At 52.8% G+C, this 14,461-nt stretch carries 19 protein-coding genes; 2 read left to right on the top strand and 17 right to left on the bottom strand.

Features of this window, described 5'->3' with window-relative positions; translation table 11 throughout:
• Positions 1–7 precede the first annotated feature (7 nt).
• From xerA to C1714_RS07955, 12 genes are all read right to left on the bottom strand, one after another.
• Positions 8–931: a site-specific tyrosine recombinase/integron integrase gene (gene xerA, locus C1714_RS08010; protein ID WP_102342691.1), complete on the bottom strand. Its 924-nt coding sequence runs from the start codon at positions 929–931 to the stop codon at positions 8–10.
• Complete coding sequence (gene trmFO / locus C1714_RS08005; protein ID WP_102342690.1) at positions 921–2,216, bottom strand: methylenetetrahydrofolate--tRNA-(uracil(54)-C(5))-methyltransferase (FADH(2)-oxidizing) TrmFO; 1,296 nt, start codon at positions 2,214–2,216, stop codon at positions 921–923. The genes xerA and trmFO overlap by 11 nt, the downstream gene beginning before the upstream one ends.
• Positions 2,213–4,408, bottom strand: coding sequence for a type I DNA topoisomerase (topA, locus tag C1714_RS08000; protein ID WP_102342689.1), 2,196 nt, complete (start codon positions 4,406–4,408; stop codon positions 2,213–2,215). The genes trmFO and topA overlap by 4 nt, the downstream gene beginning before the upstream one ends.
• An 82-nt stretch (positions 4,409–4,490) precedes the next feature.
• The gene (dprA, locus tag C1714_RS07995; protein WP_102342688.1) at positions 4,491–5,252 is read right to left on the bottom strand and encodes a DNA-processing protein DprA; all 762 of its coding nucleotides are present in this window, start codon (positions 5,250–5,252) and stop codon (positions 4,491–4,493) included.
• A 47-nt stretch (positions 5,253–5,299) separates the two neighbouring features.
• Entirely contained in the window at positions 5,300–5,959 is a 660-nt protein-coding gene (locus C1714_RS07990) for a ribonuclease HII (RefSeq protein WP_245305080.1), read from the bottom strand.
• Complete coding sequence (gene ylqF / locus C1714_RS07985) at positions 5,952–6,803, bottom strand: ribosome biogenesis GTPase YlqF (protein ID WP_102342686.1); 852 nt, start codon at positions 6,801–6,803, stop codon at positions 5,952–5,954. The genes C1714_RS07990 and ylqF overlap by 8 nt, the downstream gene beginning before the upstream one ends.
• Positions 6,797–7,486, bottom strand: coding sequence for a signal peptidase I (lepB, locus tag C1714_RS07980; protein WP_245305079.1), 690 nt, complete (start codon positions 7,484–7,486; stop codon positions 6,797–6,799). The genes ylqF and lepB overlap by 7 nt, the downstream gene beginning before the upstream one ends.
• Positions 7,487–7,546: 60 nt before the next feature.
• Positions 7,547–7,894, bottom strand: a complete 348-nt coding sequence (gene rplS, locus C1714_RS07975) for a 50S ribosomal protein L19 (RefSeq protein WP_102342685.1) — start codon at positions 7,892–7,894, stop codon at positions 7,547–7,549.
• A 139-nt stretch (positions 7,895–8,033) separates the two neighbouring features.
• The gene (locus tag C1714_RS07970) at positions 8,034–8,837 is read right to left on the bottom strand and encodes an HAD-IIB family hydrolase (RefSeq protein WP_102342684.1); all 804 of its coding nucleotides are present in this window, start codon (positions 8,835–8,837) and stop codon (positions 8,034–8,036) included.
• The gene (locus C1714_RS07965) at positions 8,830–9,525 is read right to left on the bottom strand and encodes a 2-phosphosulfolactate phosphatase (RefSeq protein ID WP_102342683.1); all 696 of its coding nucleotides are present in this window, start codon (positions 9,523–9,525) and stop codon (positions 8,830–8,832) included. The genes C1714_RS07970 and C1714_RS07965 overlap by 8 nt, the downstream gene beginning before the upstream one ends.
• Positions 9,515–9,733, bottom strand: coding sequence for a hypothetical protein (locus tag C1714_RS07960; RefSeq protein WP_102342682.1), 219 nt, complete (start codon positions 9,731–9,733; stop codon positions 9,515–9,517). The genes C1714_RS07965 and C1714_RS07960 overlap by 11 nt, the downstream gene beginning before the upstream one ends.
• An 82-nt stretch (positions 9,734–9,815) precedes the next feature.
• The gene (locus tag C1714_RS07955; protein ID WP_102342681.1) at positions 9,816–11,141 is read right to left on the bottom strand and encodes a thymidine phosphorylase; all 1,326 of its coding nucleotides are present in this window, start codon (positions 11,139–11,141) and stop codon (positions 9,816–9,818) included.
• 102 nt (positions 11,142–11,243) lie between these two features.
• On the opposite strand from C1714_RS07955, the gene C1714_RS07950 reads away from it, so the two are divergent.
• Complete coding sequence (locus C1714_RS07950) at positions 11,244–11,429, top strand: hypothetical protein (RefSeq protein WP_102342680.1); 186 nt, start codon at positions 11,244–11,246, stop codon at positions 11,427–11,429.
• Here the strand turns inward: C1714_RS07950 and C1714_RS07945 are convergent.
• From C1714_RS07945 to C1714_RS14040, 3 genes are read right to left on the bottom strand one after another with little or no spacing between them, the layout of a single operon-like run.
• Positions 11,399–12,307, bottom strand: coding sequence for a DNA/RNA non-specific endonuclease (locus C1714_RS07945; protein WP_102342679.1), 909 nt, complete (start codon positions 12,305–12,307; stop codon positions 11,399–11,401). The genes C1714_RS07950 and C1714_RS07945 overlap by 31 nt on opposite strands.
• 1 nt (position 12,308) lies before the next feature.
• The gene (locus C1714_RS07940) at positions 12,309–12,938 is read right to left on the bottom strand and encodes a CpXC domain-containing protein (RefSeq protein ID WP_102342678.1); all 630 of its coding nucleotides are present in this window, start codon (positions 12,936–12,938) and stop codon (positions 12,309–12,311) included.
• Positions 12,939–12,947: 9 nt separating this feature from the next.
• Positions 12,948–13,094, bottom strand: coding sequence for a hypothetical protein (locus tag C1714_RS14040; RefSeq protein WP_167849982.1), 147 nt, complete (start codon positions 13,092–13,094; stop codon positions 12,948–12,950).
• Between the two features lie 45 nt (positions 13,095–13,139).
• Here C1714_RS14040 and C1714_RS07935 point away from each other — a divergent pair, with 45 nt between their 5' ends.
• Positions 13,140–13,559 carry a hypothetical protein gene (locus C1714_RS07935; protein ID WP_102342677.1) on the top strand — a complete coding sequence of 140 codons (420 nt, stop codon included), beginning with the start codon at positions 13,140–13,142 and terminating at the stop codon, positions 13,557–13,559.
• A gap of 17 nt (positions 13,560–13,576) precedes the next feature.
• Here the strand turns inward: C1714_RS07935 and C1714_RS07930 are convergent, their stop codons facing one another.
• Together C1714_RS07930 and C1714_RS07925 are read right to left on the bottom strand one after the other, a co-directional pair.
• Entirely contained in the window at positions 13,577–14,131 is a 555-nt protein-coding gene (locus tag C1714_RS07930) for a rhomboid family intramembrane serine protease (protein ID WP_102342676.1), read from the bottom strand.
• Positions 14,128–14,442, bottom strand: a complete 315-nt coding sequence (locus tag C1714_RS07925) for a cell division protein SepF (protein ID WP_102342675.1) — start codon at positions 14,440–14,442, stop codon at positions 14,128–14,130. The genes C1714_RS07930 and C1714_RS07925 overlap by 4 nt, the downstream gene beginning before the upstream one ends.
• Positions 14,443–14,461 lie beyond the last annotated feature (19 nt).

The raw sequence follows: 14,461 nt of genomic DNA, 5'->3' as shown, positions 1-14,461 counted from the left end.
CAAAGCCCTATTTCCCTTTTTTCGCATACGGATGTGCATTTTGAACCACCCGGTTCAGCCGGTCCGACATAACATGCGTATAGATCTGCGTCGTACTGAGACTTGCATGCCCCAACAGCTCCTGAACCGTACGAAGATCCGCCCCGTTATCGAGCATGTGGGTGGCAAAGCTGTGTCTGAGCATATGCGGATGCAGGTGCATGTTGAGTCCTGCTTTCTCTCCGCTTTGCTCCACCAGAAGCTCAATTGCCCGGCTGCTGATCGGATGACCATGCTGGTTGACAAAGAGGATGCCGTGTTCCGGTGTTTTTTCCATATACTGCGGACGCACTTCTTTCTCATACAGCTCGATCAGCTGTCCACAGCGGTGATAGAACGGTACGATTCTCTCCTTTGATTCCTTGCCGTGCACCCTGAGATATCCGCTGTCAAGATCAATATCCGCCACCTTCAGCCCGGCGCACTCGCTCACACGCAGACCGCAGGCATACAGCACCTCAAGGATGCACCGGTCGCGGATTTCCTTCGGCTGCGTAAGGTCAAAGCTGTTCAGCAGCTGCTCCGTCTGATCAAACGTCAATACCTCAGGCAGCTGCCGGCGCTGATTGCTGCTTTTGAACATCGCCACCGGATTGTTGTCGATGCCTTCATACTGATTCAGATAACGGAAAAACGAACGCAGCGATGACAGATTGCGCGCATAGCTCGCATTGCTCAGGGGCTTTCCACCGATCTTTCCCGAGCGCAGATCCGTCACATACTGGCTGATATCTTCCTTGGTCACATCTTCCAGGCTCGTGATCTTCGCATCCTTCAGCCATTCAATAAACCGCGTCAGGTCCCTTCGATAGGCATCATCCGTATCTTTGGAGCCTGTACGGCTTAAGGCAAGATGTTTCAGAAAACGGTCCAGTGCCTCTTCAAAGTCCATTGCCCACCAGCTGATCAATCCGGTCCAGAGCCTGCTTCGCGATTGCCTCCCGCCGCTGTTTCTTGGTGACCAGTGCCTCCAGATGAACGATGCCGAAGTTAGCACCCATCGGCTGAAAATTCGACGCATCGCCATTGGCAATGTAATGTGCCAGGGCTCCGGTCATCGTTTCCGGTCCAAGGACCAGAGGATCCTTTCCAGCAAGGCATCTGGCCATATTGATTCCCGCCAGAAGACCCGATGAACCGCTTTCCATATATCCTTCGACGCCGCTGATCTGTCCCGCAAAGAACAGATCATCCCGCACCCTGGACTGATAGGTTTCCTTCAGACAGGTCGGGGCATTGATGTAGTTATTCCGGTGCATGACGCCATAGCGGACGATCTCGCACTGTTCCAGACCTGGAATCATATGCAGAATGCGCTTCTGCTCTCCCCAGGTCAGATGCGTCTGGAAGCCGACAATGTTGTAGAGTGAAGCTTCCGCATTGTCCTGCCGCAGCTGAACAACCGCATAAGGGCGGCGACCGTCCGGCATCTGCAGACCTACCGGCTTCATCGGTCCGAAAAGCAGCGTCTGCCTGCCGCGTCTGGCCATGATTTCAAAGGGCATGCACCCTTCGTAGTAGATTTCCTTTTCAAAGGAACGGATTGGTACCGTCTCGGCACTGATCAAGGCTTCATAGAACGCTTCAAACTGTTCCCGGTCCATGGGACAGTTAATGTAATCCGCATCGCCCTTGTCATAGCGCGACTTGCGGTACGCCTTTGTCATGTCAATGGAATCGCCGGTAACGATCGGGGCTTCCGCATCAAAGAAGTAGCAGGCATCGCTGTGCAGAAGGTTCTTCAGCGCCTCCATCATCGCATCGGAAGAAAGCGGACCTGTGGCGATAATGCATGGTCCTTCGGGAATCGAATCCAGTTCCTTTTCAACAACCGTAATATGAGAGTTGCTGCGGACCGCATGGTCCACATAGGAGGAAAATTTCTGCCGGTCAACGGCCAGTGCACTGCCGGCCGGCAGCGCCGTCGCATCGGCTGCCTCAATCAACAGGGAACCCATGCGCCGCATCTCTTCCTTCAGAAGACCCGGTCCCGTCGTCAGGGAAGTCGATTTGAGACTGTTGGAACATACCAGCTCCGCAAACGTATCTTCCGCCTGGGCAGGTGTCTTCTTCGCCGGCTTCATTTCCACAAGATCAACATCAATGCCGCGCTTTGCCAGCTGATACGCCGCCTCACAGCCCGCCAGACCGGCTCCGGCTACCGTAACCTTCGTCATTCTTCTGCAGCGTCCGTTTTCTTCACGGTTTTGCGCGCTGCTGTCTTTCTGGTGGTCGTTTTCTTTGTGGTTGTTGTCTTTTTGGTTGTTGTCTTCTTTGCGGCAGCCTTCTTTGCCATTGTCTTTTTAGCCGCAGGTTTTGCTGACGTTTCTGCCGTTTCCTCGGCAGCGGCGGCTGCCTTCTTGTAGCGGTCACGCTTCGAGATAATCTCTTCGCCGGCCTCATTCTCCATGTAATGGCACTCCGGATACCGTGAACAGCCATAGAAATACGTTCCGAAGCGGCTCTTGCGCTTCAGAAGATTGGCGCCGCACTTCGGGCAGATCCTATCCGTCATCTCCGGCTTTTCCTTCGTCTTGTCCTCAAGGTTGCGTGAATAACGACACTTGGGAAAATTCGAGCAGGCAATGAAACGGCCGAAGCGGCCATTGCGGTACACAAGTTCACCGCCGCACTCCGGACACTTTTCGCCAACCAGTTCCGGAGCCGTACGTTCCATCTTCTCGTCCGCTTCTTTCAGCAGCGGCGAGAACTTTGCCCAGAACTGCTCCAGCGTCTGTTCCTCATCCGCCTTGCCTTCCGCGATGAGGTCGAGGTCGCTTTCCATCGCCGCCGTGTACTTGACATTGATGATGCTCGAGAAATATTCATCCAGCTTTTCCGTTGTCAGAATGCCCTGTTCCGTCGGGAAGAATACCTTCGTGCGGCTCGTGGGCGACGAACGATCCAGCTTCACATAGCCTCTTGCCTGAATCGTATCGATGATCATCGCATAGGTCGACGGACGGCCGATGCCCTCGTCTTCCATCGCCTTGATCAGACGCGCTTCGCTGTAGCGGGCAGGCGGCTCCGTGAAGTGCTGGTTCGGCTTCATGCTCGAAGCACTGAGCTTCTCGCCTTCCTTCAACTCCGGAAGAACCGTATCCTTGCTCGAATAATACGGTCCATACACCTTCAGCCAGCCGTCAAACGTACGCCGTGATCCGCTGGCCGTAAAGTCATATCCGTTCTGCGACAGTGTCACCGTCTCACTGCTGTAGACAGCTGCACTCATCTGCGACGCAAGGGCGCGATCATAGATCAGTTTGTAAAGCCGGTACTGTTCACTGGTCAGATAGGATTTGATCTTTTCCGGATCATTCGCAAGACTGGTGGGACGGATCGCTTCATGGGCATCCTGGGCATTGGCATCATTCTTTGCCTGATACCAGCCGGAATATTCCTTGCCGAACTGTTTCTGAATCAGATCATGCGCCGCCGCCATATACACATTGGAAAGACGCGTACTGTCAGTACGCATGTAGGTGATCAGACCTTCCTGACCGTTTCCGATATCGATGCCTTCATACAGACGCTGAGCAACTGCCATCGTCCGCTTCGCACTGAAGCTGAGCTTCGTGCTGGCTTCCTGCTGAAGCGTTGATGTGATGAACGGCTTGAAAGGAGCGGTCTTCTTTTCCGCAATCTTGATGCTGGTGATCTCAAAGGGGCCCTGGCAGGCTTCCGCAGCCTTCTTGGCCACCTCGGCCGGAACCTTATCCGCCTTTTCTCCGTTGAACTTTGCAAGGGATGCAGTGAACTTCTGACCGTCCTTGATAAACTCCGCATCCACGGTCCAGTACTCCTGCGGAACGAAAGCCTTGATTTCCTTCTCACGCTCCACGATCAGCTTCAAAGCGACCGACTGCACACGGCCGGCACTCTTGGAGTGAATCTTGGAATGCAACAGCTTCGAAAGCTTGAAGCCGATGATCCGATCCAGAATCCGGCGCGTCTCCTGGGAATGGACCAGATCCATATCAATGGCACGCGGCTGATGGAACGCATCAATAACCGCATCATGCGTAATCTCATGAAACGTAACCCGATTGGTGTCCTGCTCATTCAGGCCGAGAACCTCAGCCAAATGCCAGGAAATCGCCTCCCCCTCACGATCCGGGTCGGTCGCAAGATAGACATGATCCGCTTTGGATGCACGTGTCTGCAGATCCTTTACGACATCTTTCTTATCTTTGGAAATGACATACGTCGGCTTGAAGTGATCTTCAATGTCAACGCCCAGTCCGTCCTTGCCCTTGATCGCAAGATCACGGATATGTCCCTTGGAAGATACGACATCAAAGCCGCTCCCAAGATACTTCTGAATTGTCTTGCTTTTGGATGGTGACTCTACAATAACCAGATCTTTCATAACAATACCTCCTGGCCACTTTTCTACGATTGCAGGTTTTGTTTCTAAACAGTGCTAAGAATACCGAAAGCCCTTAGGATTTTCAAGAGGAACGCAATGAAGGGATCAGTTCCTTCAGCTGACTTTCCTCAAAGAAAATCTGTGCCCCCTGCGAGATCAGAAGGTTGCACCCGCGGCCTTCCTCCACATCAAAGGGATAGGGAATACAGTATATATCACGTGAAAGGGCGATGGCCTCATTTACTGTTAACATCGTTCCGCTTTTACAGGCAGCCTGGGTAATCAGAAGCGTATCACCCAAAGCCGCAAGGATACGGTTGCGCCATGGAAAATTGCGCTTGCGCACCCCCGCATGATGGGGATATTCCGAAAGAATCAGTCCCTTCTCCGCCATCTGATCATAAAGATCCTGATTTTCCAGAGGATACACCGTACCCAGTCCGCTGCCGATCACACCGATCGTCATCCCTCCATGCTCCAGCGCCGAGCGATGCGCAAGTCCGTCTACGCCTTTGGCAAGACCTGACACCACCGGACAGTGCCGGCTGATCTTCCCCGCCAGCCGGAGCGTTGTTTCCGCGGCATAGCTGGTCATTTTGCGTGAACCGATGATAGTGACGGACGGGCGCCCTAGAAGCTCGATCTTTCCCCGGTAGAACAATACCCAGGGTGGATAGCGGAGCTGACGCAGACGATCGGGATATTGTGCATCATAGATCGTAATCGCCGCATCCGGCGAGGGGCAGCTGCGTATTTCGCGACGGTCACTGACAGCGGCCGTAATCTTTTCCCAGTCGCCTCCATAGACCATCGCATAGCTGATCAAACGTTCCCTTTCATTCATAAAAACGCCTCCACTGTTCTAAAGAGAAGGCAAAGGCGTTTTCCCGATTATTCTTTTTCGTTATTTCCGTTTTCTTCTGCGAACAGGTCCAGCTTCATCTGCCGTACCGCAACCGGACCATAACTGCGCCGGTGAATCGGAGTGACGCCAAGACGGTCCAATGCCGCAAGATGTTCCCTGGTGGGATAGCCCTTGTTTTTGGCAAAGCCGTATCCCGGATATTCCTGATCATACTGCATCATCAGATGATCCCGTGTCACCTTTGCAAGAATGGATCCCGCCGCAATCGAAATGCTCTTCTGATCCCCCTTCACCAAAGACACAACCTTCCGGTCTCGTACATCCGGCAAAGGCATCGCATCGGTAAGAACGAGGCCGGCCTGTGCTGCGTGATCAGCGATTGCCTCAAAGGCGAGCTGATCCGCGCGGTAGATATTGTAATGGTCGATCTCTGCCGGAGAAACTTCGATGACTTCAAACCACAGCGCCTCTTCCTGAATGACACGGTACAGCTCTTCCCTCTTCTTTTCACTCAGTGCCTTGGAATCATAAATGCCCGGATTTTCGTAGCCGATCGGAAAAATAACACCGGCAACGGACAGTGGGCCGGCCAAAGGACCGCGTCCGGCCTCATCGATGCCAAGCACCAGTCTTCCATCGGCCCAGGCATCGTGTTCGTAGCTGTTTTCACATACCTTCTTAGGCATCAACATGCTCCAGCGTGATACGACCAAGCTTCCCTTCCCTCAGTTCATGCAGGAAGATTACAGCCGCACGGTCCGTATCCGGCTCATTATTTTCCTTGAGGGCGTGACGGGCAGCAGCGATCTTCTCCAGCATCACATCGATTCGCGTATCCGGATCACACTGATATGCTTCACTTAACGCATCCGGATAGTACTGACGGATCACATGCATCGTATCCATCGCAATTTCCTTGAGATCAAGAATGGATTCATTGACCGCACCTGTCGCCGCCAGCAATGAACCGGTCCTTGGATCATCAAACTTCGGCCATAGAACACCCGGCGTATCAAGAAGATCCATCGTCTTATCCGCATGGATCCAGGCAAGAGAACGCGTAACACCCGGACGGTCTTCCGTACGGACACGGTTCTTTCCGCTAATCCGGTTGATCAGCGTCGACTTTCCGGCATTGGGAATGCCGCATACCATCGCCCGCAGGGCACGGGGGCGAATACCCCTGCGCACCATGCGTTCAATCTTCGGTTTGCCAAGTTCATGAAGCTGCTCAAGAACGATCTTCTTTGCCGAAGGATCGTGGGCAATATCGAGTGCCATCGCCTTCTGATCCTCTTTGGTAAGAGTATCGATCCAACGCTGCGTCTCGACAGGATCGGCCAGATCCGCCTTTGACAGCACAATCAGCCTGCCCTTTCCCTGTCCCATCGTATCGAGCAATGGATTTCGCGAAGCATCAGGGACTCTTGCGTCACGGATCTCAACAATCAGGTCCACCGCCCTCAGCGACTCCTGCATGTCACGGCGGGCCTTTTCCATATGGCCCGGATACCACTGCACATCTACCATGACTTCACTCCGAAATCACTGAACGGCCAGAAGATGAAGGCACCCTTTGCCACAATCTGATCACTCGAGAACGGACCGTAATAGCGGGAATCGTTCGATACCGGCCGGTTGTCGCCAAGACAGTAATACTCATCCTCACCCAGCGTAATCGGGCCGAAATCACCGGTAAAGACATCGCCGCTCGACTTCATGTAATCCGGATCAAGGAACGTTTCCGCCACCTTTTCACCGTTGACAAACAGCTCGTTATCCTTGTACTCGATCGTTTCTCCCGGAAGGCCGACGACGCGCTTCACCAGATATTCCTTCTTATCCGCAATGTAGATGATTGCGATGTCAAAGCGCTGCAGACCCTTCGTCTTATACCCGATGACGTTGCTCATGCCAAGAGATCCCGACTCAAGCGTCGGATACATGGAACTGCCCTGCACACGGATCGGGCGCCACACAAAACGGCTCAGCACGAAGAGCACCGCCATACTGATAATCAGCGTACGGAAAAAATCCAGCGCATCTTCCCGTCTCTGTTCCGCCTTCTTCCTGTTCTTCTTTTTCTTCTTTTTTTCCGGCTCCGGTTTCGGTTTCAGGTCACTGTCCGGGTGCGTCTCATCACGCTCTCCCTCAACGACCGCGAGCATCACCGTTTCCTGAAGCTGATCATCCTGCTTTGGTTTTTCAGACATATATGCAAATTATAGACAAGGCGCAAAAAAAGAGAAAGACCGAAGTCTTTCTCTTTGTACTCAGCGGTCTTCCTTGATACGGGAATTCTTAGCGGAAAGTCCCTTGAGATAGCCAAGCTTAGCGCGGCGAACCTTACCCTTACGGGCAACTTCAATGTGATCAATGATCGGGCTGTTCTTCGGGAATGTTCTCTGAACGCCGACACCATTGGACATCTTGCGAACCGTGAAGGTCTCCCCCACGCCGCCGCTCTGCATAGCGACGACAACACCCTCAAACATCTGAATACGGGACTTGCTGCCTTCACGAATACGGACATAAACGCGAATCGTATCGCCAGGTGTAAATTCAGGAATGTCGTTGCGGATCTGATCCTTAGTGATCTTCTCAATCAAATCGAGTTTCATCTTAAAATCTCCTTCATAATTTCCGATTGATCACCTGCTCATGGCCCTGTAGTCTACCAGCGGAACAGTGACGCGTTCGATGGACGCAGACCATATGATAGCACAGCCATTTTCCCCACGCAACGCAGAATCGATGATTCTAAAGCGGGAATTCATCATCCACTGCCGGATCAATCCAGCCGAAATGCCGGCATGCCTTAAGAATCCCGTCATCCACGTTGGAAGCCGTCACATAGTCGGCCTGCTTCTTCAGCTGCTCGCTGCCGTTTCCCATCGCAATGCTTGTCCATTGCGGATCAAACATCACGAGATCATTCTTGCCATCGCCGAAGACAACCACATCCTTCACATCGCCGTTGACCGCCTTCATCATCCGAAGGATGCCTTCCTTCTTCTCATCATGCTGGTAAACGACGTAGTCCTTCGTCATGCGAAGATACGGATGACTCTTGACCCAGGCATATGTTTCCTCCCGTGCTTTCGGCAGAGCGAGATAGATCTTGAATATTTCCGGCAGCGCATCGATCCTCAGATCCGGATCATAGACATAACTGGTCAGCTCTTTTCTAAGACCCGCCTGTTCCAGAAAGCGGTAATCCTTCATCTTTACTGTGTCGCTGTCCTCAAGACTCACAAGCCACCCCAGTCCGCATTCATCCGCCTCATGCAGAATGGAACGTGCCCGGGAACGGTCAAGAGGATCATTCTCAATCACCTTTCCCTGCAGAACCAGGCACGCCCCGCCGCAGCAAACAATGTTCTCAAAGCCAAGCGGGTCCGTAAAGGCAACCGTCTTGTAATGTGCCCTGCCTGTCGCAATCGACACAAAGTGCCCGCTCTCCTCCAGCTTCTTCAGAGTGTAGCGCGCACTGGGAACAATCTTATGCGTCGCATCATCCGTCAACGTACCATCAATGTCGAAGAAAAAGTATTTCCTATGCATGCCTGTCACTCCTTGTGTTTACGAAGAGATCGCCAGCCCGTTGGGACACAATCGCAAAGTCCTCCTGATCCGGCTGAATGCACATCCAGAAATCACCTTCCGGAAACACATCCTGACGGTTTGGATCAAAGAACTTCTTTCCTTCCGCATTTTTCAGATCGATGCACCGCTCCGGAAGATCGGCCAGCGGACGATTCTCAAGAAGCGACTTCAGATACTCTGCACACAGCGTATCCTCTTCTGTTTCACGGTCTACCCAGCCCATGCATACCAGCGAAACCACATCCGGAACCAGTCCACGGATATAGTCCGCTGTCGCTTCAGCATTGCGCAAAGAAGCACACAGCAGTGCCGAAGCCCCTTTTGCCTCCGCAAGACCACGGGTACCGTTGGTCGTCGTATGGATGACCGTCTTCCCCGAAAAATCGATATCCTTTATCGCGTCCGGCGAATTGCCGTAGTCAAAGCCCGGCAGAATCCTGCCGTTGCGTTCCCCGATCAATACCGTATCCGGATCATCCTGATGAAGCTTTCTTGCCAGTTCTTCCTTTTCAACGCAGATGATCTTTTCAGCCCCGTTTCGAAACAGCACCGATTCCAGCGAAAATGCCCGAAACACATCGATGATCACCGTAACGCCTTCGGCTTCCTTCGCCCCGGCCTCCAGCTGAAGAATTCTAATCTCCATCTTCCTCACGCACCTTTCGCAGCAGTTTTGCGACTTTATGATTCATCCATGCCTGATTGATCAGCAGAAGAACGATGCCGATCAGCCCGAACAGAAACCAGCTGATCACATCCAGCGCATCCGCAAAGGTCACATTCTCGCGCACAATGGCAGCCCCATCAAGCACAAACTGAATCAGAATCAAAATCACACCTGCAATATTCAGCATATCGTTTTCCGTCACCTATTATAGCGACGAGAAAAGAGGAGCCGCGAAGAACTCCTCCTTTCACCTGCATTTACTCCGGCAATTATCTGTTTGCCGTCACCAGACCATACACCATCGGTTCCGTCTCTACCGGACCGTCGGTAATATGAATCGCTTCCTTCAGAAGACGTTTGGCATCCTCAACGCCGTCTTCCCTGTTGATGTAGAGAGTGCAGAGAATATCACCCTTGCGGATCGGATAGCCAACCCGAACATGCATCTTGAGGCCGACCGCCGGATCCACCTTGTCTTCCTTGGTCGCTCTGCCGGCGCCTAGCATCTGGGCCGCCGTACCGATCTTTTCCGCATCCATCGAGGTTACATAGCCATCGCTGTCCGCCGTCAGATCCTCAAGGCGCTTCACCGCAACCAGTTTGCGCATCCCTTCGACATTCACATACGACGCATCGCCACCCAGCAGCTCGAACATCCGCTGCAGGTGCTTCAGACCCGAACCATCCTCAATATGTGCCTTGAGCATCGCACGCGCCTGGGCATCATCTGCGGCAATCTCTGCCATCTGCAGCATCTGCGACCCCAGTAACATGCATACTTCATACAGCGGATCGCCTTCCGCAATCTCATTGGAAAGCAGTTCCACCGCCTCCTGCACCTCCAGCGCATTGCCGACCGCAAGACCGAGCGGCTGATTCATATCCGTCACGACGGCGCGCACCTTTCTGCCCGCCAGGGACCCGATGTTGCACATCAGCTGCGCAAGCTCGAAGGCCTCTTCCTTTGTACGCATGAAGGCACCGCTGCCAGTCTTGACATCAAGAACGATCGCATCCGCTCCCGCGGCCAGCTTTTTCGACATGATGGAGCTTGCGATCAGAGGAATCGAACGAACTGTCGCCGTCACATCACGCAGCGCATACATCTTCTTGTCCGCCGGCACTAGATTGCCGCTCTGGCCGATGACGCATACACCGTTTTCACGCACGATTTCCTTGAAGCGGTCCATCGGCTGCTCGATGCAGGTGCCCGGAACCGACTCCAGCTTATCCAGCGTACCGCCCGTATGACCAAGACCGCGGCCGCTCATCTTCGCAACCGTACCGCCGCAGGCAGCTACCAGAGGAGCCACAACAAGCGTCGTCGTATCTCCGACGCCGCCCGTGCTGTGCTTGTCCAGCTTCACACCCGGCAGGTCGCTGAGATCCACGACATCGCCCGAATGCATCATGGCCATCGTCAGTTCCGTAGCCTCCTCATCACCCATTCCGCGCTGCAGAATGGCCATCATCATACTCGACATCTGATAATCGGGAATGTCGCCTTTGACAAATCCGTTCACCATGAACTGAATTTCTTCCCGGCTTAAAACGCCGCCATCCGACTTCTTTTCAATCAAATCTACAAAACGCATGATCTATAACCTTCCTTGTCTCTTAATAGTATTATTGCGCTTTCGAAAGCGCATTCAAGAAAATTAAATCAACCAGACGCACCTGCGGTATAAAATACAGATATGAAAGACTTCAAATACAGAACATCACGCATCTACAGCATTGACCTGGACCAGCTGCTTTCCGCAACCGGCTGGACGCTGGACGAAGCACTGAACATACTGAGAGTCAACGACAACGAGCGCCGTGTCCTTGAGCTCAAGCTGCTGAAGCAGTCTCACGGATCACAGTCGGAAGCCGGCGAATAGCCCCGGGCAATCAGGTCGTCCCGCGAAACAGTGACTATCTGTCTGTTCTGATCCGAAATGGTACTGACATTCGGACAGTCCGCCGCATGAAATTTCTTTGAACGTGTATTCAGCACATAGACGGTCCTGGCGGCCGTCGTTTTATTTTCAAAGGCTGTTTCACCCGTCACATAGTTGATCGAAACTCCGGGCGAAACGTTGTAGCAGAATACACAGAAACACACACCCTGTCCCTGATCCTCGATTGACCAGCCTTCCATGAGCACACCGCGCGCAATCATTTCATCCCTAACAAACACCGGCGTCACCCGATAGGCTACGTGATTGCCCGTCGCATGGATATAGTCTGCCGCCTCATTTTCAAACCCGAGCATCCCCTGATGATCCATATATTCCGTTCCCGTGATCAGGTTCAGGGGATTTGCATTTTCTGCCGACAGCTGCCAGCCGATCAGATGACAGCGCCGCCAGCTCACACATGCCTCATCGACCTGACACGTTCCCTTCGTCCAGCCCGTGGGTCTGACATCATACAGCGATGTACGTTCTTCCCCTTCTTCAGGCATGGTTTCCCGGCCCAGAACCGCCATCGCTGCCGTGCAGCGCCCTAGCGCGTCTTGAGCGCCATAGCGTTCATACGCATCCGGCGCGATGGACGAGCCCTGAAAATAGGGAACGTTGTCATTCATTACGACATAGGGATCGCCCGCATACTCCGGAATGGCGTCATAAGAAAAGGAAGATGAAGAAGCAGCCGGTGAAGAAGAAGGAAACGACGAAAAAGACGATGCGGTTTCCGCCTTCCCGCAGCCGCCGAGCATGAACAGACACAGCAGCGCCAACAATGAATGCAGAAAAACCCATCGTCTTTTGGTCATATCAGATCATGCGCAGAAACATCGCACCGGGCTTATAGACCTGGCGTGCCCAGTCGGCGTCGATAATCACCTGCTCCGGAAACGTATCTTCCAGGCGGCCGATGATCTGCTCCTCTACCGCCTCATAAAGCTTCGGATCAAAGCGGATCGTTCCGAGCTTTTCATCTTCGCCATATACGGCAAATCCATCTTGGGGATCATAATACAGAGCTTGAATCGGAATACCCGGATTTCTTGTACGAAGAGACTCGAGACGGATCAGCTTCATCACTTCCACGGCGCGATCATCGAGACCCGCATCGAAAAGAACGATTTTTTCACGCATCTGATTGGCATCACTGACAACCCGATGTCTGACCACCGAAGGCGGAAGAGAGTCAAAAATGTGACGGCCTTCCTCTTCGTCCGTCAGATAGACAAAATAACGGTGTTTCTCGTCCCGGTACATGCATGGATAAAACAGATCCACTACATCGGCGCAATACGGACATACCGCTGTAAACAGCGACCCGTCCAGCAGAGAAGCCCGCAGATCCGGATTCTCTTCTGCAGAGATGAAATCATGTACAGCAACCGGGAACCGTTTCCCGCACATAGGACATACGATAGACGGATGCGAAGTATTTGCCATGTGCTCTCCTTACCCCATCAGGATCTTAAACAGGCGAATGAAAACCACGGCATAGAGCGCCGTAAACACAAGCCAGAAGGCCGGATGATCACGGAGCCGGTCCACATGTTTTGAATGCGAAGTTTTCCTTGTTCTGTTTCGATTGTCGGTCGTCATAACTCCTAGTGATTATAGCATCCCGCACGAGGTTATAATCAGAGTATGGAAAACGCCGACAACAATCTTCAGAAGGCAGTAGCTGCCTATCTGTCTTCAGGAAACGATGATAAGTATGACGCCGTCGAGGACGAACTGCTCCATATTCTGCGCACCAATGGCGAAGTATGGATCGACGGCATGCCGATTGAAGGAAAGCCCGGCCATTACAATCCGGCCGGCATGACTACCGTCTCCAATCGTTTTTATCTCATTGTCTATTCCACACGTGAAAACGCCGAAGCCGCCAGGGCAGCCTATCCCATGCGCATGTCTCTTCGCACCATGGTACGCGCCGCCATCACTCAGAACTGCGACGGAATCGCGATCGACTTCATCCCCGGCCAGCGCACCGTTCTTCTTTCAAAAAAAGTGCTGCAGCCGCTGCTTGATATCGCCCAGCGCATGGACGAACGCCTCAACTGAACTGCACAAAAGATAATTCAAAGATACAGAAACAGAAATGCGCAGACGATGCCTGCCGAAAAACCGCCCAGATGCGCCTGCCAGCAGATGCCCGGCATAAAGTTCATTAACAGGTTAATGCCAAGCGTCGCAAACATACTGCGATCTGTCAAAATCCCGGCAAGACCGCGTGTACGCACATCAAATACCGCATAGTAGAACCCCATCAGTCCATAGAGAATGCCTGACATTCCGCCGCTGATGGAGTTTTCATTTCCCATCGTCATTGCAAAGAAATTTGTGGACACCAATGACGCCACAACGAGAATCAGATACCAGGGCCACGGAAGAATCCGTTCCAGTCCCCTTCCAAAGCTATACATCGCATAGCAGTTCATCAATAGGTGCCACAGCGAAAAATGGACAAATCCTGCCGAAAACAGGCGCCACCACTGCCCCTGCCGTACCGCCGGCGGATAAAGTGCACCCGCATCCACAGCGGCCGAAAACCCGCTTTCATGGCTGCGGCTCATACGAATGTAATTGCCGATCGAAAGCGCAATGCAAAGAATACTGACCCAGGGCATCTTCATTCCAGACTGATCGTCCCGTCGACGTCCATATTCTTCGGATTGCAAAGAATCACACGCGTACCGACCGCCTGAATCTTGCCGTTGATCGCATAGGCAATCCCTGTCAGAAAATCAATCGTACGCTGCGCCTGCGTCGCATCAAGCTTCGTCAGGTTGACTACGATCGCATGCCCCTCCTTCAGGCTGTCAGCCATCGACTGTGCCTCATCAAAGGAAGCCGGCGTATAAAGGACAACCTTCTCATCCATTTTGGCGGAAGATTCCTTTTCATCATCCCGATCATCCGAAGTCTCAAAAATAGAAAAAGCCATAATTCCTCCAATTCACCTA

Origin of the sequence: Galactobacillus timonensis, from assembly GCF_900240265.1 — a bacterium.
Lineage (GTDB): Bacteria > Bacillota_I > Bacilli_A > Erysipelotrichales > Erysipelotrichaceae > Bulleidia > Bulleidia timonensis.
The sequence above is the reverse complement of the archived record's forward strand: the minus strand, read 5'-3'. Positions and strand labels throughout refer to the sequence as shown.